This is a genomic window from Paenibacillus sp. FSL K6-1566, assembly GCF_038050475.1.
GTDB classification, from domain to species: domain Bacteria; phylum Bacillota; class Bacilli; order Paenibacillales; family Paenibacillaceae; genus Paenibacillus_AQ; species Paenibacillus_AQ lactis.
This window is the reverse complement of the sequence record NZ_JBBOSR010000001.1, coordinates 1,444,916-1,469,178: the sequence shown is the minus strand read 5'-3', so window position 1 is coordinate 1,469,178 and position 24,263 is coordinate 1,444,916. Positions and strand designations below refer to the sequence as shown.

20 protein-coding genes are annotated in these 24,263 nt (G+C 53.8%); 5 read left to right on the top strand and 15 right to left on the bottom strand.

Translation table 11 applies throughout. The features are described from left to right. Positions 1–52: 52 nt before the first annotated feature. The 12 genes from NST08_RS06220 to NST08_RS06165 all read right to left on the bottom strand — a co-directional run bounded on the left by NST08_RS06220 (position 53) and on the right by NST08_RS06165 (position 16,550). Positions 53–952 carry a carbohydrate ABC transporter permease gene (locus tag NST08_RS06220; protein WP_007131558.1) on the bottom strand — a complete coding sequence of 300 codons (900 nt, stop codon included), beginning with the start codon at positions 950–952 and terminating at the stop codon, positions 53–55. Further along, a complete protein-coding gene (locus NST08_RS06215) occupies positions 949–3,525 on the bottom strand; it encodes a DUF5696 domain-containing protein (RefSeq protein WP_007131557.1) in 2,577 nt (858 codons plus the stop codon). Before NST08_RS06215 ends, NST08_RS06220 begins: the two co-directional genes overlap by 4 nt. 15 nt (positions 3,526–3,540) lie before the next feature. After that, positions 3,541–4,161: a Yip1 family protein gene (locus NST08_RS06210; protein WP_341341601.1), complete on the bottom strand. Its 621-nt coding sequence runs from the start codon at positions 4,159–4,161 to the stop codon at positions 3,541–3,543. Next, positions 4,158–5,603, bottom strand: coding sequence for a hypothetical protein (locus tag NST08_RS06205; protein ID WP_007131555.1), 1,446 nt, complete (start codon positions 5,601–5,603; stop codon positions 4,158–4,160). The genes NST08_RS06210 and NST08_RS06205 overlap by 4 nt, the downstream gene beginning before the upstream one ends. Before the next feature lie 10 nt (positions 5,604–5,613). Then, positions 5,614–6,525: a carbohydrate ABC transporter permease gene (locus NST08_RS06200; protein ID WP_007131554.1), complete on the bottom strand. Its 912-nt coding sequence runs from the start codon at positions 6,523–6,525 to the stop codon at positions 5,614–5,616. A gap of 5 nt (positions 6,526–6,530) precedes the next feature. Further along, positions 6,531–7,499, bottom strand: a complete 969-nt coding sequence (locus NST08_RS06195) for a carbohydrate ABC transporter permease (RefSeq protein ID WP_007131553.1) — start codon at positions 7,497–7,499, stop codon at positions 6,531–6,533. Positions 7,500–7,512: 13 nt separating this feature from the next. Beyond that, entirely contained in the window at positions 7,513–10,464 is a 2,952-nt protein-coding gene (locus NST08_RS06190; protein WP_341341600.1) for an extracellular solute-binding protein, read from the bottom strand. 66 nt (positions 10,465–10,530) lie between these two features. Next, positions 10,531–11,904 carry an ABC transporter substrate-binding protein gene (locus NST08_RS06185; RefSeq protein WP_007131551.1) on the bottom strand — a complete coding sequence of 458 codons (1,374 nt, stop codon included), beginning with the start codon at positions 11,902–11,904 and terminating at the stop codon, positions 10,531–10,533. Positions 11,905–12,331: 427 nt separating this feature from the next. After that, positions 12,332–13,372, bottom strand: coding sequence for a LacI family DNA-binding transcriptional regulator (locus NST08_RS06180; RefSeq protein ID WP_341341599.1), 1,041 nt, complete (start codon positions 13,370–13,372; stop codon positions 12,332–12,334). Between the two features lie 369 nt (positions 13,373–13,741). Next, positions 13,742–14,650: a hypothetical protein gene (locus tag NST08_RS06175; protein WP_341341598.1), complete on the bottom strand. Its 909-nt coding sequence runs from the start codon at positions 14,648–14,650 to the stop codon at positions 13,742–13,744. A gap of 444 nt (positions 14,651–15,094) precedes the next feature. Beyond that, the gene (locus NST08_RS06170; protein WP_007131547.1) at positions 15,095–15,514 is read right to left on the bottom strand and encodes a VOC family protein; all 420 of its coding nucleotides are present in this window, start codon (positions 15,512–15,514) and stop codon (positions 15,095–15,097) included. A gap of 112 nt (positions 15,515–15,626) precedes the next feature. Beyond that, positions 15,627–16,550, bottom strand: a complete 924-nt coding sequence (locus NST08_RS06165; protein ID WP_341034234.1) for a putative RNA methyltransferase — start codon at positions 16,548–16,550, stop codon at positions 15,627–15,629. Between the two features lie 423 nt (positions 16,551–16,973). Between NST08_RS06165 and NST08_RS06160 the strand changes: the two genes are divergently transcribed. The 3 genes from NST08_RS06160 to NST08_RS06150 all read left to right on the top strand — a co-directional run bounded on the left by NST08_RS06160 (position 16,974) and on the right by NST08_RS06150 (position 19,311). Then, positions 16,974–17,483, top strand: a complete 510-nt coding sequence (locus NST08_RS06160) for a DUF6773 family protein (RefSeq protein ID WP_007131545.1) — start codon at positions 16,974–16,976, stop codon at positions 17,481–17,483. Between the two features lie 23 nt (positions 17,484–17,506). Continuing rightward, entirely contained in the window at positions 17,507–17,701 is a 195-nt protein-coding gene (locus NST08_RS06155; RefSeq protein ID WP_007131544.1) for a helix-turn-helix transcriptional regulator, read from the top strand. 161 nt (positions 17,702–17,862) lie between these two features. After that, positions 17,863–19,311 (top strand): erythromycin esterase family protein, encoded by a 1,449-nt coding sequence (locus NST08_RS06150; protein ID WP_341034236.1) that lies wholly within the window; start codon positions 17,863–17,865, stop codon positions 19,309–19,311. 182 nt (positions 19,312–19,493) lie between these two features. Here NST08_RS06150 and NST08_RS06145 read toward each other — a convergent pair whose 3' ends face one another. Continuing rightward, a complete protein-coding gene (locus tag NST08_RS06145; protein WP_341034237.1) occupies positions 19,494–19,982 on the bottom strand; it encodes a DinB family protein in 489 nt (162 codons plus the stop codon). 241 nt (positions 19,983–20,223) lie between these two features. On the opposite strand from NST08_RS06145, the gene NST08_RS06140 reads away from it, so the two are divergent. Beyond that, positions 20,224–21,180 carry a helix-turn-helix transcriptional regulator gene (locus NST08_RS06140; RefSeq protein ID WP_341034239.1) on the top strand — a complete coding sequence of 319 codons (957 nt, stop codon included), beginning with the start codon at positions 20,224–20,226 and terminating at the stop codon, positions 21,178–21,180. Between the two features lie 133 nt (positions 21,181–21,313). Further along, complete coding sequence (locus NST08_RS06135) at positions 21,314–22,003, top strand: hypothetical protein (protein ID WP_341034240.1); 690 nt, start codon at positions 21,314–21,316, stop codon at positions 22,001–22,003. A 92-nt stretch (positions 22,004–22,095) separates the two neighbouring features. Here NST08_RS06135 and NST08_RS06130 read toward each other — a convergent pair whose 3' ends face one another. After that, positions 22,096–23,388 carry an N-acetylglucosamine-6-phosphate deacetylase gene (locus NST08_RS06130; protein ID WP_341034241.1) on the bottom strand — a complete coding sequence of 431 codons (1,293 nt, stop codon included), beginning with the start codon at positions 23,386–23,388 and terminating at the stop codon, positions 22,096–22,098. Next, on the bottom strand, positions 23,381–24,169 hold the full coding sequence (locus NST08_RS06125) for a glucosamine-6-phosphate deaminase (protein WP_251536695.1): 789 nt from the start codon (positions 24,167–24,169) through the stop codon (positions 23,381–23,383). The genes NST08_RS06130 and NST08_RS06125 overlap by 8 nt, the downstream gene beginning before the upstream one ends. Between the last annotated feature and the right edge of the window lie 94 nt (positions 24,170–24,263).

Below are 24,263 nucleotides of genomic sequence, written 5' to 3'. Positions count from 1 at the left end.
CGTTGCTCCTCCCTTCCTCCCGTTCCTTGTTCCGATCGTAAATGTGACAGCCTTAGTTTTGGTAAAAGGTTCTTCTGGACACGATGATGCCCATGATGACCAGAAGCAGGCTCACCACGATCGTGTACAGCCAGGCCATCGCCGCGCTGAGTCCGAAATTTTGCGTCTTGAAGGCCGTCTCATAGATCGTTCGGGTTACCGTGCTGTCCGTAAACGAGTCGATGATGGTGTAGATCATGTTGGTCAGGATAAGCGGGCTCACCATCGGGAACGTAATTTTCCAGAATGATTCATAAGCGGTTGCGCCTTCGATCTTGGCCACTTCGTACATCGAGCTCGGCACGGCCTGCAGCGCCGCCAGAAAGATCAGAATCTGAACGCCGGAGCTGCTGATGATGTCATAGATCCGCATGACGGCCTCGACGATGTAATCGGTGATCGTGATCGGGAATCCGGCTTCCGTCAAGATCCGCACCATGGAGAGCACGTTAAACTGTCCGGATGCCGTGCCGAGCTCCTCCGCCACGGACGCGTTTCCGACCAGGTTGATGAGCCCTGATGTTTCGGCAGCAGAAATCGCTCCGGAGGCCAGAATGACCGGCAGGAAGAAGATCGCCCTTGCCAGCGCCCGGCCCCTGAATTTCTGATTGAGCAGGACTGCGGAGAACAGGCTGAAGAACAGGATTAAAGGCACATCCACGACCGTCCCCAGAATGGATTCCGTCAAAATCCGGTTGAAGTTAGCGTCCACGAACAGCGCATCCTTGAAGTTCTGCCAGCCGACAGCCTCCAGCTCATACCCTCCCGGGGAAATGACCAGCTTGCTGAAGCTGAACAGAATGGACTGAAGCAGCGGCCCGGCGAACAGAAAGACAAAGCCGATGAGCCATGGTGCAATGAACAGCAGGCCGAGCATGGATCTTTTTTGCGTTAAGGACAGTCTTAATTTCATGCCCGGTCACCACCTACTGCATAGGATTGCGGCTCCACCGTAATGCTGCGAACCGAGGCCGGCTTGTCGGTATAATTGATCAGAATCGACATGCCGCTCTCATACTTCACTTCGACCACGCCATCCGCATGCTGCGTGTGCTCGACCATCCGCTCGGTTCGGACCGGAGCGAGCACCTCGTTCAGCTCGTTGTACAGGGCAACGGCCTCCTCGTACCAATCCCGGTAATCGGCTGCATACATCTCGTCGAACCGCGTGTATTTCAGCTCCGAGCTCTTCTCGTAGGACCACAGATAGCGAGGAGCCGAGCCCATCTCCAGCGACTGGAGCAGCTGCTTGCGGGGATTCTGCTCGTTGCCGATATTGAACGCGCCCGCCGCATAATCGATGTAGCCGTGAATGACCATCTGGTAAAAGGGCACCTCGGCATCGGTAAGGCCAAATTTGCTGCTTGCCGCCGGAACATCGATCAGATGCTTCGCGTACGGCCAGCTGTATGCATTGCCGCCCGATACCATCAGATCCGGGCTCGCCTCCCGCAGCCGCTCCAGCTGATCTTGGGCGATCAGCTTGGCCGTCTCCCGGAATACGACCCGCTGTACCCGGTAGTCGGAGCTCAGAACATCGCCCAGATCCCGCAAGGATAATGAAGCGATGCCGTAACGGCCGTAGGAATCCGCAAACCGGCTCACGTAATGCGGAAGCTTCGCCGGGGACATAAGATAGTAGGTGCCGTAATACGAATCCATCCGGTTCATGTTGCGGTCGTAAGGATGCAGCTCCGCCGTTTCCCTGGTGACGAACCTGGCGGCATCCGATGCCGGCGTAAAGGAACCATCGTCCCGGTAAACATGCTGGAACGCAACATCCGGGTACAATCCGCCGCCTGCGGCCTGCAGCTCCGCCGCCAGCTCCTTCAGCTCCGAGACGCTGCCGACGGCCCCGTCCGTCTTGGCGTTGACCGGCGGCTTATGATGAACGCCTTTGCCGAACCAGCCGAGATAGCGCATGCGCAAATTCGATACCCCATCCTTCATAAGCTTACCGGCAATTTCCCCTGCCTGGTCAAATGTCGTCATGGAGACGACGGCATGATACGGCACGCCGAGGAAGGATCGCTGCTTATCCACGCTGCCGAGCATGTCGAGATAGAACGGAAGCGAATCGCTTTCCGCCAGCGGCGTCAGTTTGTTTTCCTTAACCAGCCGCTGCTGGTATAAGCGAGCCATTCCCGAGTAAGTCGCATCCCCGCCGGATAAGAAGCTGTACCTGACGGAGAGATGGCCGTCGTACATTTTGTCGCTCAGCAGCTGGATTTCCTGAACCGTGCTTCCGGTGTACAGCTCCAGCATATCCTCGCCCCGGACGGCAAAGCTGCTGAACACATGATTGTACGAGTTCTGCTTGCCGCTGATATCGGCCGACACGCTCGCGACGGCATCCCCTTCCTCAATGATGGCAAGCCATGCGCCGTCTCCGCTCTTCATTCCGAATACGGGCATGCGGGCCGGATCGGCAACCTGTCCCCGGCTTTCGCTGTTATGGTTCGGATCGGTGCCGTATATCCGCTGCACGTATTGCTCTTCCTTCACCTTGCCGTTATTCAGCATAATCAGGCTGCCGCTGCCGTCCGGAACGAGCATATACCCCTGCTCCTTCGTACCAGCCGCCCCGAAATAGCGGAGGAGCTCCAGGCTGCGCAGCCGGTAGGTCTCGCTTTCGGTTACCTGGCCAAGCGGCACCGACACCATCAGGGAATCCTCGTCGAGGCGATATTCGATCGGAATGGTGAACCGCGGCTTTGAATCTGCGCTTGCCGCCTCCCCACCCCCGGACGCATTGTCGATGGCCAGATCATCTGCGGTGTATCCGGCCTGCTCGAACGCCCCCAGCATTTTTTTCAGGACCAGCTCTTTCTTGATCTGTTCGTCCAGGCGCTCCAGCACGGCGGGGTTATCCTTCATCGGGTAGTAGCGGGCCTGCACGTATTTAGCCAACGTGGCATCCAGCTTGCTGAGCACTTTCTCCTGCAGCCGATCGGGCGTAATATATTTCGGCAGGGCATCGATGCCCAGCGACACATCGCCCAGAGTGTATGTAACCCTGATGCCGTTCTCAATGCTTTCGGCTTGGAAATTCCCGTTCGTTACGCTCCATGTGTAGTTCGGATACGTTTCGAGCGTGCCGATCGAATCGCGGAACGTCACCGTCAGCTGCGAGGACAGAGCCTCCTTCTCGAACGGCGATGCGATCGGATCCTCCGCCCGGTCCGCCGGGTTGCTGTACCATATGCGGCCGCTTCGTTTGTCCCGAATCGCGATTTCGGTCGTCTCCGGATGGTAGTACAGGCCAAGCCCGGCCGTCTCTGCGACCAGGCTCATGCCTGGTACGCCCTCGGTCCGGTCCGGCAGAACGGTAAGCTCCTTCCCCGGCGCCGGCTCCGAGGCTCCTGCAGCATAAGCAGCAACGTCCACCGCCGGCGCGCCCCGGTTCGCGCCGATCAGAAAGCCCGTTGCAATGCCGGCGATGACGACACATGCAAGCACCGTGTAGAGCCATTTTCTTGATTTCACGGCTTAAGGCCTCCTTTACTGTCTAAATATGATCTCGCGGTAGACGTTCACGAGGAACGTGTAGATCTGCTGCATCATGCTGAAGACAAGCGTTCCAAGAAACACGATGATAAGCATCACGATGACGCTGAGGAACATCGTCAGAACGGTCTTGCCCGCCGAGTATTGATGGATCGTCATGGATCCGACGAAGAGCAGCCCGATGAACCAGATCGTCGCGACCATGGTGAGGAGATAATAGAACACGGTCTCCTCCTGAACCATGAACCGGCTTGCAAGCGTCATCGGCGGGTTAATCAGCACCATCGGAATGAGCGCATAGGCGCTGGCGAGCACGATTTCCTTGAACTTTCCCTCCCCGCCCATCAGCGTGGTCACCGACCAATTCGACACGCACCATAGAAAGAACGGGAGCACGATATACAGCAGCTCATCGAAGCTGTTGAGCCTCCGGGGATCGTTGAAGTTTACGAGGAACCCGGCATACTCCCGCTGCACGATGCTCGCGATGACGACAAGGGCCAGCACGGAGAACGCCACGCCGAGTCGTCCGCGGTTCTCATACTTCAGATCCCAGTATCCGTCAAAGGGATGAACGATCAAATGCAGAGGGAATTTAAAATACTCCTGCCTCATGCCTCCTTCACCCTCCTCTTGTTTCGATGTCGAACCGTCCGATATACGGCATACAGCAGCACGGCGCCTGTCGCTGCCGACAAGAAGGTGCCGAAATGCTCCTTCATTACTTCACGGCGGTATCGTTTGAAGGCGACGGAGTAATTTTTGCGGTCCATCCCCATCTCGAAGTAATGCAGGGCTTCCTTGTTCTCCCCCTTCATAAGCTTCGCTTTCCCGATCCCGATGTACGCGATGTCGTAATTGGCGTTAAGCTGGAGCACCCGCTCCCAATAAGCCTGCGCTTCCACATCGTCCCCGCGGTAATGATGGCGAACCGCTTGATTGACGTTCTGTCCGAATGCCGTCGGCTCAAACACCACGATGCTTCCCTTGCCTCGATCGAGCACCAGCTGATGCTCCCCGAGCATTTCGACTGCCGCGGGCGTCTTGAATACTCCTAACTGGTTGCCGATTCCGCCATACACATAGAGCAAATTGCCCGTATCATCGTATGTGAAAATACGTCCCTGCGTGGAATCCAGCGCGCTGTACATCCCGTCGCCCAGCACCTTGATATCCACGAATTTCGACGGGCCGACGGCTCGCCGGTAGTAAATATCGCCGGCCACCGGGAAATAACCGAACCGCTTAAGCACATCTTCCCCTGAAGGATTCAGGCGCTTGATCGGCTCCTTCGATCCGACGTCGATGTTCGTGGCGTAGACGAATCCTTTACGGTCAATATCCAGATTGGAGAATTCCGTCGGTATAAACAGCCGCATCTGCGCTTTCTGCGCATCGGTCGAAATGAGCCTCCAGAAATAATCCCCGTAATCGCGCTTCACTTTGATCGTGCCGACATAGCCGAGGAACGTCCCATCCTCCTCGAATTGCATGATGCCTTCGTAAACCCCGCGGGCAACAACGAACACTCGGTTCGCCTGGTCCACGGTCACCTTCAGCGGAATAAATTGAAAGCCTTGCGGCAGAACGTCGGACTGCGGCTGCTCAATGACCCGGATCAGCTTGCCTTCAGCGCTTAGCACCACGATCCGCTGGTTATCCGTATCCGCAACATAAATCTGTTCCTTATCGTCCGTAAAAATGCCGGATGGATTCGCGAAGGTCTCCTCCTTCCCTTCCCGGATGAAGGAATCGATCACGCGGACCACCTTCCAGCTGTCGTCCAGGCAGACGATCCGCCCGTTGCCGCTGTCCAGCACATAAACATGGCCGGAGCCGGACACGTGCATATCGCCGGGATCCGCGAATTCGCCGATCCCAAGCTCCGTTCCCGTAACCGAGCGAACCGGAAGATACGGTGCCGGAGCCGGCGTTGCTTCCTCCCAATAATTGTAGTTATAGCTCTCGTATGGAGCGCTGGCGGCGGCTGTTCCCGGAATCAGGACGGTCAGCAGGGAGACCGCCGCAAGCGAAATGAGCCATCGTTTCGCTGACATGTTATCCCCCCTAATCCTTCATCCCGGAGGTAGCCATCGTCTCGATAATCCGGCTCTGCGAGAACAGGAAGAGCACGATCGGCACGCTCATCAGGATGACCGCCACGGCGGCGCCTGCGCCGGCCCGGGAAATGCCGCCGAGAATAATCTGATTGGACGCGTAATGCAGCGTCTTCAGCTGCTCGCTGTAAATGAAGCCGTTGCCGTCGGTCCCCCACAAAATTTGAAAAAGCAGGATAATGAGCGTCAGCCAGGCAGGCTTCACGTTCGGCATGACGATCGACCAGAATATCCGGTACTCGCTGGCCCCGTCGATCTTCGCGGCTTCCAGCAGGGCATCGGGAATCTGCTCCATAAACTGCTTCATTAGATACAGGCCGAGCGAATAAGCGAATGCCGGAATAATGACCGCCCAATACGTATCGATCATGCCAAGCCACGACAGAATCATGTAGTTCGGCGTCGCCGTCACCACCGGCGTGAACATGAGGGACAGTACGACGACCTGAAACAGAAACGTCTTCCCGGGGAATCGATGCTTCGCGAGCGGATAAGCCGCAGCCGAGGCCAGAATGACATGCCCGACGATGCCGATCCCGGTGATGAACACGGTATTGAAGATATATCGGGAGAAAGGCACCCACGATTGTCCGAGCAGATTGATCAGATCGGAGAAGTTGTTCCATGTCGGGTTGCGGACAAACAGCGTGGGCGGGAACATGAAGATCTCGTCCAGCGGCTTGAACGCATTGTTGATCGCGTACACGAGCGGCAGCGCCATGAAGGCGCCGAACACCGCCAAGAGCGCAAACAGGGAGAAGGTGCCCATGAAAGAACGGTTTACCCGCTTCCTGCGCCGCTTGAGCGATAGGCTTAGAAGGCGGCCGCTTCGTTTCTTCGGCAGTTCATATACAGCTTTCACGAGTGCTACTCACCTACCTTGCGCAGCAGTTTTTGAACGATCAGATTGGTGCCGACCATCAGGATGAACAGCACCGTGGCAATCGCGGAAGCAAACCCCATCTCGAACCGGGTCGTGCCGAAATCGATCAGATGCGTGACGATCGTCTCCGCCGCATAGTTCACGCTCGGGAATCCGGCAAGCGCAATGGAGACGTCGGCGACGGCAAAAGAGGTCGTAAGCTGAATCACCGCGCCGAACATTAGCTGCGGCCGCATCGACGGCAGCGTAATATACCACAGCTCCTGCCACCGGTTGCGGACCCCGTCAACCGCGCCGGCCTCGTACAAGGTCTTGTCAACGGTTTGCAGGCCGGCAATGAAGGCCAGGAATCCGGTTCCCAGGCTTAGCCACAGCTGCACGAGAATGATGATCGGCATGATGAAGGCTTCCGTCTTCAGCCATTGAATCGGCTCCAGGATGATCCCGAGCTTGATCAGCATCCCGTTCATGATGCCGTAGCGGTCTCCCGAGAAAATCATAAGCCAGATGAAGTAGACGTTCCCCGAGATGGAAGGCGCATAGAAGATCAGCGTCATGAAGGCCCGCATCCTCGGTCCGAGCTCATTGATGACCCAAGCGAACAGGAAGCATGCCAAATAGCTGATCGGCCCGGTGATCGCAGCGAATAGAAGCGTATTTTTAAGTGCGATCAGAAAAATATCGTCTTCGAGAAACAGCCGTGTGTAATTATCCCATCCGACGAACCGCGGAAACTCCAGCATGTTAAAGTACGTGAAGCTGAGGATCATGGAAATGACGACCGGAAGCACGGTAAACAACGTAAACAGGATCATGTATGGTGCAAGCAAAATATACGAATGCTTGCTGGCCTTGATTTCCGCCAGCTTCCGGCTCCGCCAGGTTTGCGGCTTGACGGGGCGAACCGCGGCGGGCATCGCCGTCTCAGGGTCTTGAAGCCCGGCATTATGCATTTTGGATTCCCCCCTATCCCTCCGGCACGCCGAATTCTTCTTGCTTGGTTCGAATTTCATCATGAATATACTGAACAGAATCCATCAGAGCCTCCCGCGGCTCGACACCGCTGATCACCGCACGGTAGAACGCGTTGAACAGATGTCTTCCCGTGGAGTAGCCTCCCGGCACCTCCGGAATTCCCCGAACCCATTCAAACTGGGCTTTTAAATTTTCATAATCGGCCACGGGCCAAGGCAGGCTGTCCAGCGCCTTGATATTTGCTGTCGGATAACGCGCGGCGGCCCCCATCAATCCTTCCATCTCCCGCCCGAAGTTCGTCTGCGTCATGTCGCTGGTCCACCATTTGAGGAATTCCCAGGCGGCCTCCTTATCCTTCGCATCTTCGAGCATCAGGACTGCGCTGCCTCCGCTCGGTACGGTCCGGTCAATCGTTCCATCCTCTCGTACGGTTCCGGGAATCGGGGCAAATCCCCATACGCCGCGAATCTCCGGTGCAAAGACGGACAGCTGATTATACGTCGTGTAATCGGAAATGCCGATCGGCATCTGACCGGTACGGAAGCGGTTCGCAAAATCATACTCCCGCTCAAGCTTGTAGTCGGTGTAGTACTCGGTCCATCGCTTAAAGGCTTCGAGCGCGGGTTTCGAATCCAGATCCGACTCCCGGTCATGGTTGCGGTAGAACTGTCCCCCCGATTGCATGAGCAGGGCCGCAAACATGGAGTTTGGCGGCAGCGTGGTCCACTGGTCGGGCGCCTGCGCAACGACGGGAAGCCCGAACTGCATATGGTTCTTGTTCAGCACGGCCAGCATGCTTGCCACTTCGTCCCACGTTTCCGGCACCTCCAGCCCAAGCTCCTCGAGCACATCCTTCCGGTAGAACATCATGTTGAACGTCTGCGTCTCCGGCAGGGCGTATACGCCCCCGCGGTATTGATACGGTACCAGCGCGCTGTCCCGGAACCGGCCCGCAACGGCATCGAAATCTGCAAACTGCGTCAGATCCGCCGCCGAATTGCGCATCGCGAAGTTCACCGGCAGGTCGTTGCCGATTTGCATGGCAACATCCGGTCCTTGACCGGACAGCGTTGCGGGCAGGAGCGTACCCATGTTGACCAGCTTCAGATTGACGCTGATCCCTGTCTCGGGCGTAAAGGTCTCGTCAATCATGGCCTTTACCGTATTCGCCTGATCCCGGCCGCTGCCGATCCATACGGTAATCGAATGCTGATTCTTCCCATCCGTCACATTGCCGATGTTGTTGTAATCGATGAAGAAGGAGCTGGCAAAGGTATTCAGCTCGTGCTTTACTTTATCTCCTGCCCCCATTCCGCTCTTCGGCAGCTTGACGTCAGGAGAAGCGACATATAAGGCATCGAGCTCAAGCGGCTGCTCCCTGGCCTGCTGCAGCCATGTACCGAGGCCTCCGGTGTTGGTCTTGTATGCCTCCAGCCGGCGCGGAATCGTGTCGGGCTTGGCAATCATCTCATCGAGCTGCAGCACCATGGTCTTCAGCAGCGCCTCCTGATCGCCGGACTGTCCCGACAGCTCTACCAAACGGGCGGCGATCGCTTTCAATCTGTCGCTTTCAAACTGCAAAGTCTCAATCAGCTCAGGAATGCGCTGCTCCACCCGATAATCCCGGAACTCATCCGGATTGGTGCCGGTGATCATTAAAATTTTGCGGTACATCGCATTCAGATTCAGCAAGCTGTCCTCCACTTCGTGAATCAGCGGAGCGAATTCGCCGAGGCTCACTTCAAGGCGCAGCACATGCTTCCCGCGCGTCAAGTGGAACAGGTACGGCTCCTCGCCGCCAAGCACATCCATTCGGTACCCGTTCTTGAAGCGGAACGGAATACGATTCATCTCGTCAAATGGCACTTTCCCGTCAATCGTCAGCTTCCGCGTGGAATATATCCCTCTTACGAAATTTTGCTGGGATTTGAAGGCGATTTTGTACAGCCCCGTTTCCGGCACGTCCAGCTCCCACTCGATCCACTGACCCGGCAGTCGCCAGTTAAAGCCGCCGATCGTATTGATCCGTACCTCGGATGCGCTGTACGGGCGCACGCTCGGACTTGCACGCTCGCTCAGCGGATACAGCGTCGGGGAGGATTTGGCCGTTGACGCTTCCGCTTGGATCTCAAGCAGGATTCCCTCGGTTTGCGGTGTTCCCTCGGCTTCGTATTTGGCTCTCGCTTCGGAGTAAGGAAGCGGTTCCGGCTGCTGAAGCAGCCTCAGCTCCCGGATCACCATCGGCTCCCTGGCGGCGGTAAGCGAGATCGTATGCTCGCCCTCCGTGAAGTAGAATAGAAACGGCTCGGTTTCATAGCCGTCCGCATCTTTCAATACCGCCTCGATCCACGCGGGGTGCTCTATTTGCCTTGGCCTAAGGTCATTGCCCTGATTGTCCCGGTCCACACTGTCTTTCGCATTGCCCCAAATCCGGTCGAACTGTAAATAAGCGGCTTCCTGAAAAGGAATGCTGCCATCGATCCGAAGCGAGCGCTCGATCGAGGAGCTTTTTCCCTCTACTGGGTAATACAGCACGGACAGATTGTATAGTCCCTCTTCCTGCACTCGGAGCTTCCACTCCACCTCGCCCTTCTCGCCGGTGTAGAGCGATGTGCCGGGCCTGCCTTCATAATGGTCGAGCTTCCGGAATTCTCCGCCTTCTGCACGGCTGTACTCGGAAGCGGGGATGATGATTTCTTGTCCCGGTCGACCGCTACCTTCATATTTCGACAAATACTGAACGTAGGGCATCGCTTTGCCGGCCTGAGCACCGGTCTGTATCAAAGAGGCCGGACGTTCAAGCTTCCATTCCGCCGGAGCACCGATCAGCATTTCGCCGGGATCATCCTTGCCCCGGTTGAAGAACAGCATCAGGGCCGCGACGATCAACAAAAGGATCAGGAGTCTGCCCATCCATTTTTTCAGCTGAAATTGGCGTGTCAATGTTCATCCCCCTTATCAGGAGAAGGGAGGCTTAGGCTGCCGCTCTTCGCCCCCCGTCCATCCGTCTTATTTGCCCATTTTGTCGACGGCGGCCTGCGCCTGCTGCTTGTATTTTTCAGCCGTCGCCGTCACGGATTGGTTGTTTACGATAATGTCCTCGATGAATGCACCCGTCGGATAATCCGTATACGCTTCGTCAACCGTAATTACGCCGGTTCCCGCAATATGCTCGCGGATCATGTCGATATCTTCCTGATTGGTGTAAATGCCCTCCAGGTAGTCCTGTCCCGGATATTCCTCCGTCGATTGGATGTCGAACGTTTCTTCATAGATTTGATAGACGATGGCCGGATCTTCGACGCCCTTCGGAATGAACTTCGCGGAAGCGGCCGTATTCGCGTAGGTCGCCTCCGGCGAGCCTTGCGGTCCGTTCGGAATCGGTACGATGCCGACTTCGAAGGTCACGTCGCCCAGCATCCATTCCGCAGCCGGGAACATGGCGACATCTCCGTCCTTGAACGTGTTCGTTTCTTCCCAGTTCGTCTTGTTGCCGCTCTTCACCTTGACCACCTTCTCGACGTTATAGAGACGGTTAACGAATTCGGCGGCCTCCAGCGTTTTCGGATCGGACAAGCCTTCTTTGCCGTTCGCATCGTCGACGATTTTCCCGCCGTTGGCTGCGGTGAAATGCTTCACGGCGTCGATTGCCCAGCCCGAGAAGCCCCACACGTCCGTCTTGCCGTCATTGTTCGTATCCTTCGTTGCCTGTTTGGCAATCTCCATGAACTTATCCCAGTTCCATTCGCCCTTGGCATGCAGCTCCTGAAGATCCGGAAGACCGTGCTTCTTGAACAGCTCGCGGTTATAATGCAGCCCAAGCCCGAGGGAGATCGGGTTGTCGAACCCGTATTCGCCGCCGCCGATGGCAGGGTATTTCATCTGCAGATTCGCCTCATTGTTTATGTTGTTCTGATCGGTCGTAAACTCGCTGATCGGCAGGAGCTGACCTTTCATGATCGCAGGCAAAGCCGACTTGTACTCCAGCTGCACGATATCGGCAAACGGCTCGCCGGCCAGCACGCTCGTCGTAAACTTGTTCATATATTCCTCGAAGGGCACGTTAACGAACTCGATTTTGACATTGTACTTCTTCTCGACCTCGGCGATCTTCTCTAGGCGCGCCTTCTCGTCGGCCGTATTGCCCGCCGGCGTCAGGTCCCACCAGGCGGCAACCTTGATCACTCGGCCGCCCAGGTCAACCGGCTCGGCCGCCGGCTGTGCCGGCTCTTCTTCCTTCGGCGTTTCGCTTCCCGCCTGTTCCGCAGCCGGTGCGGGCTCGGTCTTGGGAGCTTCCGTCTGGGCGCCGCCTCCGCCGCTGCAGGCAGTGATGACAAACATCAAGCAGATAAGCAATAAAGAAAGCCCTTTCATTTTTCTCACTTTAAAAACCTCCCTTATTTGTAAAAGCACGATTTAACTTGATGTCGTTCCCGGATGCGATGGTTTTGGATAAACGGAACATCTTGAACCTCGGTATGCCCCCTCCATTCCGTTATCTATGTTTGCCAAAAAATATAACATCAGTTTTTCTAGTCGTCAATATTTATTATTTTATAAATAACAACAAACCTAATATTTTTCGATGATAATCTATTCTAGTTATTAATAATCAACTCATTTTGTATGTTGAAAAATGTCGTCATCGCCTTAAAACCCCTTTAAACACAAGGAATCGACATCTTTTCCGCCTACTTGATTTCCCACCATCCATTCCCCTAAAATGTTATTTGTTTGTTATGAATATAAAAAGGCCCCGATGCTTCAATCCGCATCGGAGCCATGCGTATACACCCCATGGAGCTATAATCTAATCGGTCTCTCCCCGGGAAGGCTGCTGAAGATCCCTGACGATGACGTCAGCCTGGATCAGGATCCTCTCGTAACCGGAATCCGGGTTCGTAATCCGCCACAACAATTGATCTACAGCCCTCATTCCGAGCAATTCCTTGTCGATATTGACCGTAGCCAGAATGGGCAGCTGATCATAAGTATTGTCGAATCCGGTGAATTGTACATCCCCCGGAACCTCGATTCCTCGCTGCTTCAAAATATCCATCGCAAACATTGCCGTGATGTCGTTATTGCATACGAACACCTCCGGCAGCTCTTGACCTGCTAAAGCCTTGCTCAACGTTGCTGCCAGATCCTGGTCAATCTCGTGACTGATCAGCTCGGGGATTTGACGATGCTCGATTTTGTAATCGGCCAGCACGGATGTGAACCCAAGATACCGCTCGTAAAAACTCGGCGCATCGCTTATGTTGCCAATGAACTGGTACTTCTTGTACCCCCGGCTCACCAGCTTGGTCATCATTTGCCGCATGCCGTACAAATTGTCGGTGAACACCGTATCCGACTGAAATGCCGGGTCCATATGATCCACCATGACGACGGGAATGTTCAATTTTTTGATATCCATCAAATTTTGCGTCGACACGGAGCCTACGGTGACAATCCCGAGCAGGCCCTGCGGGTTCAACAGCGAGAACATATGGTCATTAGACGGCTCGGTCAGTGTCAGAATGTCAAGGCCCCGTTGATTTAAACGGGTAGAGATCCCGTCGAAGACAGGCCCCCAGTACAGAGACTCCCGATTTTGGTACCGCACGTTAGGGAAGAGGACGAGAACAGCCCCTGCCCATTTACGGTTTTCCGGATCCTGAAGCTCGGAACGACCGGCCGTATGTCCGGGCTGATCCTTGAAATACCCCAGCTGCCCGGCAGCCTTCAGTATCATTTCCCTTGTCTGCGGGCTGACGCCCGACTTGCCGGATAGCGCACGGGACACCGCAAATTTGGACACGCCCGTAAAATCCGCAATTTCTTGAATGGTTACTTTTGATTTCATCGTATCAACCTACTTAAGCATATTTGTAGAACCGTACCAACCCATGTGTGTTATGCGTGTTATTTGTGTTAGTTTTTGTTAGGTTACATTCATAATACTATTCGAGAAATGCTTGCAAGTCAAAGTATATCCTGCATTTTCTTGTTTTCATTTTCATAAAAAATATGACTGGGGACGTATGAGGGGGGAGGACTAAAGGCCATCACCAGCATTCATCCGGCCCCATGAATGAACGTGTGGTTTCGCCTATAAGCGGCCCTTTTGATAAATCGATAAAAAATAAAATAAAGCCGCTCCGGAAGGACTGTCTAACAGTCTCGCCGGAAGCGGCTATACGTTTACTATAGGATGATCATGTTTCGACGCTTGTTATTCTTTAATCAGCAGCGGCTCCCAAGTAAAGCCCTCACCCGTAATTTCGGCACGGAGCTTCGAAATTCGGCTCAGCGTCTCTTCCCGCTGAGCTTCCAAGGATTTCACCGAATCCGCATACAGCTCGCCGAGCTTCTTCTCCGTGCCGCTTGCCATAGCCGTAATCTGCTGCTTCAGAGCTGCGTTGCTCTTGGACAGGGCAGCAGTCTGTGTCTTAAACAGCTTGCTGTACTGGCTCTTTGCGGCTGACTTGCTGATCTGTCCTTTTTTATACTTCCATATCGGGCTATTCAGATAATGCGCGTTGGAGCCGTTTTTCAGCTTCCACATCGGACTATTCAAATAATTTTCATTGACATTTTTCGACATTTTCCATGCCGCGCTGTTCAAATAGGTCGGAGTAATCGTTTTTTTGTAGGTCCACATCATGCTGTTCAGATAAGTATCGCTCATTTCCTTATCCAGCTTCCACAATGTGCTGCTCATATAATGTCGTTTCGCCTCCGAGACATACTTCCACATCGAACTTCTCATCGAGGTGGGATTGATCTCCCGGGCATACTCACGAAGCTTATCCTGGATATCCCGATTTCCCTCATACTTCGCCTTCAACTGCTCGAGATCCGCCTCCAGCTTCTCGTTCCATAGCTTCTGATCGTCCAGCAGCGTCTTCTCCAATTGGTCCAAGGACGCATGGGAAGCATCATAGAACTGCTTATATTGCTTATCAATTTGCTTCTGGAAATTGTTATAAGCATTTACGGTTTTCTTATTGTACGCTTTGTAATCATTCCATACCTGATTAATCCATTTCTGGTCCGCCGCATGCGCCGTCAGCGGCATCATGCTGGAGACTGCAAGCAAAAGGCCGCAGACCATGAGCAGCCATTTCCGCATGAATCTCATCACAATCGCCTCTTTTCCTAATATATACCAAAGGCTATTGTACCTTAATCGAAAGTTGCCTTCCAATAGGCATGACGACCCACTGACTTTCAGACTAGGATGCATGGAAACCGCTTTCTCGGACAAGGACATATCGAGCTGTCTATTTTCCTCATCAGGACACAGCTTCTCCCTTTCGTTCGGCACGGTCTTCCCTTCATTTAAGATCCCATCATCCCGATCCTTCGTCCTATGGTCCTTTAGTAATGAATCGGAAGCAAGCTAGTTACAACTAACCATCTTTGATTAGCAGCAGCCTGAATCGCTTGACCGGTCGAAAAATAGGTGGGACGGGTCGCGTGCGTAAAGCACCTTCCTTCTAACTTGATTCCCAATTGATATGAAAAACGAACGAAGACCCCTTGGCTTACCGCCAAGGGGTCTTCGTCATGCTTGTTGCGGAAATCAGGATTCCGTGGAAATATTCCATGTCACCCCGTACTTGTCCGTCAATATGCCATATGCCGGGCTCCAGAACGTTTCCTGCAGCGGCATGCCAACCTTCCCGCCTTCCTGCAAAGCTTCAAAAATTCGCTTCGAATGATCTGCCGATTGCGAGATGATGCAAATCTGAACCTGATTGCTCGATTGTACGGGCTGGCCCGGGAACGTGTCCGAGAACATGAGCTCGCTGCCGCCCACCTTCAGCAGTGCATGGGATATGCGGTCCTTGGCGCTTTCAGGCAGCGGAAAATCAGGGTTTGCCGGCATTTCGCCAAATGTCTGAATCATCACGGTCTCGGCTCCCAGTACCTGCTCATAAAAACGGATCGCTTCCTTCGCATTTCCATCCAGGATAATGTATGGATTCAAACGCAGTGTCATGGTGGACCCACCTACCTTTTTTCAATGTACGTATCGACTTTCATTATCGCCAAATCCTTGCCGTTTTAGCAACGGGGGCAAAACTGGTTTATATTCCCTACAATGTGCTTGTTCACACGCTCTCTTCAGCAGCGGGAACAGGCTTTGGTTTGCCGTAGAGCACGGTGAAATCCACCGTGACTTCCAGTTCCCTCGGAAGGTTATCCGACATTTTCAACTCCGGGGAAGCACCCCATGCCAATGGCGTCATCTGTACCAGAAGAGAGCTCTCCTCGGGGCTCAGTCTCTTGCGGTACCGAATTTCTTTGGTTTCGATGAGCTCAAAGTAACGGCTGAACAGCTCGATCGTATGGCCGCTCGAATCGCGCTCCCTGCTCTTCCTGCCATATAACAGCTCACGAAGCTCCTGCAAATACGACTTCCCTGGAATGACCTTAATCAGCACGCCATCTTCCTTCAGCAATCTTCCGAACTCAGCATAGTTGGAAGGCGACAATATATTCACGATAGCATCAAACTGACGGTCAGCAAACGGGCTGTGCGCCAGATCGGCTACGCACCATACCAGGTCCGGCGAAGCCTTGGAAGCCAGCAGGATCCCTTCTTTGGCAATATCGATACCGGTTCCTAAATAGCGCTTGCGGCCAGGCCTTTCCTCCAAATTGCTAATAATTGACCGAAGGTGGGAGCCTTCGCCGCACCCGGCATCCAGTAAAGTCTGAATCTCGGAATGCGATTCCCGCCTGCGGATCAATAGATCACATACATATTCGATCAGCGGATCGAAGAAACCGCTGTTACTGATCATGCTGCGCGAAACAAACAATGATTTATCATACTTGCTCTTCGAAGGACGCGGCAGCAAATTGACATATCCATGCTTCGAAATATCGAAGCAATGGCCGTTGCTGCAGTCCAGGCTGGACAGCCGGTTGACGCGCATCGAACTTTTGCAGATCGGACAGCGAAACAGCTGCTCTTGGGAAGCAACCAAACTTGCTTTGGTTAATACCTCCTCTGAATTATAACGGGACATTTCGTTTCCACCCTTTCCATTCGATTAGTCGATGAATAAAGGTGCAGCAAAATAAACCCTTGTCCCATAATTTTCAAAAAATTGGACCGGGCCTATCTCTAAATCTGCACCTCTGATTATCGCAACCGAATGTAATAGATCATAACGAAGCCTCCCTTAATTTAAATAGGACAAAATTGCCCTATTGCCAATTCTATCACAATTGGAGAGCGGATAGAATCTAAACAACAAATTAGCAAAACGGATCAAAAAATGAGGGCTCCGCTTCTGCTATCATGATGAAATCGTTATACAAGCTCATGCATGATTATTATTTTTAACAAAATGACATATATATATTGCATAATGACATCCATAGCTGTAGAATACGGATAAGTAATAAACGCACGAACTTGTCTTTTACTAGAAAGGAGCCGTACACAAATGAATTGGTTTAAAAAGAAAGCAGTCGATGACGAACGTATCGTCAACCTGAAAAACAGCATTTATAAAGAGGCCTATATTCTGATCATGCTGATCTGCAGCGTTTCGGCCGTAATCAAAACCTGGTTTTTACCGGACCGCGGATCCGTTCTGACCGAAATGCTGGTCATCCTGGGAGGCAGCTTGTACTTTAGCATCCGAAGCGTGGCGATGGGGATATACTCCGATGAGGTGGAGGTACATGACCAGCGCAACAAAATGTCGTTTAGCCGGCGCACGGCGATTTCCGGACTGGCCATCGGCTTGATCCTTGCCCTCATCTTAGGGATACGAAGCGCCGTCGTATATGGGGATGGCAGCAGTCAGACCGCTTGGAAGTATTTCCTTTCCGTATTCCTGTTTTCGCTAATCTTCTACATCCCGCTGTTTGCCGGAACGATGACGGCCATTCACCATTTCGCGAATCGAGTGAGCCGAAAAATATCGCAAAATGACCAACTGGACTCATAAGAAGGGAGACAAGGTGATTTTGCATGAAAAATATCAAGCTGAAAATGGCCCGGGTGGAAAAGGATCTCTCGCAGGAAGAATTGGCCCGGATCGTCGGGGTATCGAGACAAACGATCGGATTGATCGAGCTCGGCAAATACAACCCTTCACTCAGCCTCTGCATTGCCATATGCAAGGCGCTGTCCCGTACGCTGGACGACCTGTTCTGGGATGAATGAGTTATGGGGAAACCCGTACATTCGTCAAGACATTCATGACTTTTGAAAGGAGGGGATGCCGCGTCTATTAAAGCCGTAAACTGCCGTGCTTCTGCCCTTTGAACCGTCGACCGAATGAACGACTTGAATAAACCAAAGACCAAGGAGTGAACTCTTTCGAAATGACACTACATAAGACAAGAAAAGCTTTTACCGCGCTAATGCTGGCGACTGTCCTGCTTGGAGGCACAGCGTCTTATGCGGGGAGCGCTCAAGCAGCCGCCCCTGACACCATTCAGGGGAAGGTGACGGAAATCCGGCCAGCCCGAACCCATGAAGAGAAAATTGCCGAATGGGAGGCCTGGGCTGCGGATCATGCTTATAAGCTTGATACGATTCAGCCGGTTGGCTCGGACGGCAAGCCGGACTCGTTTCAAGATCTGGAAATGCTGAAGCCGCTCCTGCATGACAAACGTTTCGTGTTCCTTGGTGAGAGCTCCCACGGCGTAGCCGAATTCAATCTCGCCAAGACGCGCTTGATCCAATTCCTCCATCAGGAGATGGGATACAACGTATTGGCATTCGAGAGCGGGCTGGCTCCTGCCTCCATCGCATACGGAAAAGTCAGCGGCCGCAGCGCCGAGCAGACGATGAAAGATTCGATTTTCGGCGTCTGGTGGTCCAAAGAAACGCTGCCGTTGTTCGATTACATCAAAGCGTCGCATAACAGCGAACAACCGCTTGTTCTGACCGGGTTCGACATGCAGCTCCATTTCCCCCTCCTTGACGGAGGATGGCTGAAGGATAAAGCTCTCGCGAAGCGGCTTGCGGAAGCCGACAAAAAGCTGTCCGACTATTCGGTAGCTTCGGACGCAGCCGCATACCGCAAAGAGAAAAAACATCTGATCAGCGTGTACAAGGAAGCTCAGGAAGCATTGAAAACCGAGGCGAATCAGGCCCATATCAAGCAGCTCTACCCGGACAATCCGAAGCTTTCCCTCCTTCTGGAGAGAGCTTTAGGCGACCGAATCCGGGTAGCGGAGGAATATGTGGAGCTGTCCATTGAATCCACCGCCGCCTTGGAAAAAGGGGACTATATGCCTTTCCTGAAAACGATGGAATGGCGGGATCAGGCAATGCACGATAATCTCATGTGGCTTGCCACCGAGGCATATCCTACGGAAAAATTCATCGTCTGGGGACATAACGATCACATCCGCAAGGCCCAGACCGAAGTGATGGGCTCCCCGTACCCGGTTAAACTGATGGGCGAGATGCTGTCGGACGAGGTGAAAAAATACAGCTATGTAATCGGTCTTTATCCGGCCAGCGGCAAAACCGCCGACAATACGGGTGCCGTCCATGGCGTGCTGCCGCCGGAGCCTGGATCGGTCGAATCGATTCTAGCGGCATCGGGAGCTCCATATACCTTCATGGATCTTCGCTATCGCAGCCATGAATCCGGAAACTCCTGGATGTTTGAACCCCGCTTCGCGTACAGCTGGGGCATGATTCCCGAGAGCCTGATCGCCCGGGATCAATACGACGGCATATTGTTGATCGATGACGTGAATCCGCCCCAATATCTGAGATCGAGCGCTTCATCCAAAGCTTCGTCGCAGGACGAGTAAAAGAAATCGGCATTTTTGTATATCCTTATTCCAACACGAAATCCCTTAGAGTCCGGTTAAGAGCGTGACGCATGCCGGATTCTGAGGGATTTTTGTTACCTCCCCGGTCTGAACCAATGCAAAAGAACACCGCCCGAACCTATGGACGGTGTCCCAAGATCATCTTCACAGCTGCTGTGTAATTAATACAAATCAAACATGCTCACTTCATAGCCTTGGGCTTTGAGGTAATTGAACATTTGAGCCCGGTGATGCTGGACATGCGTCACGACCTCGATCAGCCATTTGGCTTGTGCCGAGCCGTGCTCCAAGTAGAATGGCGTCGTCTTTTTATGCAAAAAGTCATCATCCGACAGGCCGTCCATATACGATTTCAAGTCGGCCAGCCCCTTGTTCATCCATGCGATCAGCTTGTCCTTGTCGCCGCCGTCTGCAGCGATGGCCCCTTCAAGCTGGCGCACCTCTTCTTCAGGCTTCTCCCGCATGATCAACAGATCGGCTCCGGGAACCGACACCAGATGATGGACGAGCTCCAGGAGCGATCGCATATTGGAGGCAGGACGGTAATCCCAATCCTTGTCCGAAATTTTCATGATGAGATTGGAGGAGGTTTTCACGATATGCTCCAGCTCCTCAAACAGCAATTGCTTCATTTCAACCAGTTGACTCATGGGCGTTCACTCCTGCTTTTTAGTTTGAATGATAATGGAAAGAGATTCAGCGACAGGAAGGCGCAACCGTGGCATCGCTTTTCCGGAAACCGCTGGTCGTTATGGTTATCATTACTCAGTAGCGTCCTGCGCGCTATGTTGTATCATTTTCCATTCTGCTCTCTCTAGGGTTATGATACAAGTATAGGCTATAATAGTGACAACTATTGTCATAGTCATTCAAAAAAACGGAGCTGATCCCATGTCGAAATCCAAGCGGCTGATCGAACTGATGATGACCGTCAATCGGATGCGAAAGTTTACGGTGAAGGAGCTTGCCGACCAATTCGGTGTTTCGGCCCGTACGATCCTGCGGGACCTGCAAGAGCTTAGCGAGCTTGGCGTCCCGCTATACTCGGAGGTAGGTCCGCATGGCGGCTACCAAGTGCTAAGAGAACGCATCCTTCCGCCGATCGCGTTTAGCGAGGAAGAAGCGGTCGCGATGTTTTTTGCCAGCCACGCCCTTCGCCATTATTTGTTCCTTCCCTTCGAAGCCGAGTCGTCCGCAGCGCTCCAGAAATTTTATTATTACATGCCGGGCGATGTGCGTGACCGGATTGACGAGATGAAGAACCGGGTCGATTTTCTAACCCATACCCGGAAGCAGAAGGCGGCATTCCTGGGGGTATTGCTGGATGCAGCCGTGGAGCAGCGGGTCGTCAGCATCCAATATGAGACCAAGCACGGCCTGTCGGCACGAAGCATCCAGCCTGTCGGCATTTATGCCAGCAACGGCTTCTGGTACTGTCCCGCTTACTGCTTTATGCGCAGGGACTTTCGCTTGTTCCGCTGCGACCGCATGCATTCCGCCGCCTTTGACGAGAGCGGGGTAGAACCGCTGGATCACCGCCATATTCATCTGGGAAACTGGAGAGAATTCGCGGCGGAAAAAGCCGTCTATGTCCGAATGATTGCCGAACTGACGAGAGAGGGCGTTCAGCGCTGTGAGGCCGAATTATGCCCCGTTCCCCGGATCGACGTGAATCCCGATGGAAGCGGCCGGCTCGAGCAGGAAGTGCCTATAAGCGAAATGCGCTATTTCGCAAAGTTTTTCCTCGGGCTGGGTAACGAGGCTGTCGTGCTGGAGCCCAAGGAGCTCGTGGACAGCATAAGAGATATTCTGAGAGAGCTTACGGAGAAGTATGGGCAGGGTGTATAAGTGTAAAAGTTCGTTTATTTATGATATTTTCCGTTGATTGCTGTAATTGTTTTTCATTAAGGATGCTTATATATTTAAGCTTAGCAAAGGAAATATCCAGTAACCGCGCTGAACCCTAAGGAGCGAATTGCCTTTGAGCAGATCCAGTCGAAGGAAGACGATGTTTGCACTTCTTATCGCTGCCATTTCCGTTTCTCTGCTAGTAACCTTGGTTTTTGTCAGCCAGCCCGCCTATGAACCGCAAACCTTTGAGGTTAATGTAGAAAGTGACTATGCGGTCAATGGGAATATTCCCGGCATCGTTGAGCGTTCCGAGTACATTGTACGGGGGCGATATATAAAGCCGGTCGAGACCTGGGAAATGGCACCCGGTTACGTTAGCGAGATTTATACTTTTGACGTAGAGCAGCAGCTGCTAGGCGATTTGGACGGACAGATTCAAATTGCGATTCCAAAGTATGAGGTGGTTCAATATCCGCTGGAGGAGCAGGTAATTGAAGCTAAAATTCAGCTGCCTTATTTCGATGAAATCCGATTAGAGGAAGATTATGTGCTGTTCCTGACAAAGTCGCAGCTTAGGGACGTGCTGTTCCCTGCAAGCGTTCCGTTCCAAGTACGCCTGGATACCGAGGGGGAAAGCCATCTCGACTATAATGCCCTAGCCGTGGAGGAAACGATGAGCGCCAAGGGGGACCGGATTACATTCCGGCGTGATTTCACAGATATACAAACCATTGATGAAATCTCGGGACTGCACGTCGAAGATTTATATGAACAAATCAACACGGCAGTTGAGCAGGCTGCAAGTCAATCCCAGCGTTAATCACGGCAAGGAGCCCTTCCATCCCGGAAGGGCTCCCTGTATTAGAATATCGGCCATTCATGCTTGGAACGGCGGCTTTCGCCAGCGGGCTTTCAGGAGCTCGCCTGATATACCGGCACGCCCCCAAGTACGGTCTCGACAATACGGATCTTTCCTTCATGCCGCTCCAACATGACAAAATCCGCCCGCGCTCCTTCATTAAGCCCGTGCAGGTTCTTCCGTCCGACGGCTTGGGCCGGCGCGTTGGAAGCCATGTCCCAGGCTTCAGCAAAAGAGCATAGCCCCGATGCAGCAAGCCGCTCGACGGCATCGGCCAGCATCATCGCCGAGCCTGCGAGCAGCTCGGGCTTTCGTGCCAGATGGAGCCTTCCTTCGGGGGTCAGCACCACCTCGCCGCCGATATGCGTTCGGTAGCTTCCGGGTGCCATGCCGCTTAAATAGACGGCATCGCTGACCAGCAGCGCTTTGCCCGCTTTGGCCCGGAGAAGCACCTTAATGACCGAATCCGGCACATGATAACCGTCGGCTATGAAGCCGCACCACAGCTCATCCAATGCCAGCTGCTCCCACAGATAATTCGGGTGCCGCGGCAGCGTCAGATGCGCGCCGTTGCCAAAGTGGGTGGACATGCTTGCTCCGGCCAGTGCCGCCTGGCGAATCTGCTCCGGCGTAGCCGCCGTATGCCCGATGGAAACGATGATGCCGCTCTGCACGCAGCGGCGGATCATCTCCGGTGCTTCCGGCCACTCCGGCGACAGGGTCAGGATGCGAATCCGGGAGCCGGAGGCATCCTGCCACCGCTGCAGCAGTTCCCAATCGGGCGGCCTGATATACCGTTCATCATGGGCTCCGCGCGGCCCTTCCTCCGGCGAAAGGAAAGGGCCCTCCAGATGAATTCCGCCGATGCTCTTCCCTGTCAGCGCATCCTCCCGGCAGGCTTGATCGATGGCGCTTACAAGCTCTTCGATCTCCCGGTCGCCGTTCGTAATGACGGTCGGGTAATACGTCGTTACCCCCGTCTCCCACAAACGGCACGTCAGCCGAATGACGGATTCGCTTGTCAGCGGGAGCGAGTTAAGGTCAATCCCGTACCCGCCGTTCAACTGAAGGTCGATCAGTCCCGGCGCGATCCAAACCTCTCCGTCGCCGCCGCGAACCGAATGCTCGCCGTAGGTGGCCAAAGCCTCGCCGCCATCGCTGCCAGCTTCAGCTGACGCCGCCCCTGAAATTTTGCTGTCTATGCCGTCTGCAGACATCTCTTCTATTCGGCCAACGCCATCTTCTGTAAATATCTCTGTAATGCGACCTTCGCTACTTATGGTAATTCGAATCCGTTCGCCGGTTGCGTAATGAAGGCCTTCGCGGACAAGCGCCTTACTAGTCATGGAGACCTTCCCCATAGGCGTCCCGGTCAAGATACAGCGTGCAGTCCGGATGACGCCTTAGAATACTGGCCGGGCAAGCCTCGCTAATATCACCGGTTAACGTTCTCCCCACGGCGTGCCGCTTTCTTGCTCCAGGAACGATGCAAAACAGCTGCGTCCCCGACATAAGCGCCGGTATCGTCAGCGTAAGCGCCCGCTTGGGGACATCATCCAGGCTGGCAAAGCAGCCGTCATTCACCTGCTGCAGGCGGCATGCTTCGTCCAGCTCGACAGGCTTCACGAGCGCCGGATCGTCAAAATCGGCAACCGGCGGATCATTAAAGGCAATATGCCCATTCTCGCCGATGCCGAGAACCACGATATCGATCGGCGCTTCAGCCAGGAGGCGGCCATACCGCTGACACTCCGTATCCGGATCATTCAAGCCGTCGAGCAGATGCACGGCTCCGGGGGAAACCCGGTCAAACAGCTTCTCGGACAAAAAGGTGCCGAACCGCTGCGGTGCAGCTTGCGGAAGCCCGATATATTCATCCATATGAAAGGCCGTCACCCGGCTCCAGTCCAGCCCCTCGGAACGGACCAGCTCCTCCAGGCATTCATTCTGGGAAGGAGCCGCGGCGAACACCATCCGGATACGTTCCTTTGCGGCCAGCAATTCCTGCATCGCAGCGCGGATATCGGCCGCCGCCGCCATTCCCATCGCTTCGCGGCTGTCATAGATGCGGACCTTGAGCCGGTCCTTCACCTGCGTATTCACGAGCCCGAAAGATTGATCGTGCATATCCCCACCTCCTTCATCTGTGCACTTCCCTAGCTTGGAAGACTTCTCCCATTATGGCTAATTCCCCTGCATGCAAGAACCTGCTCAGAACATG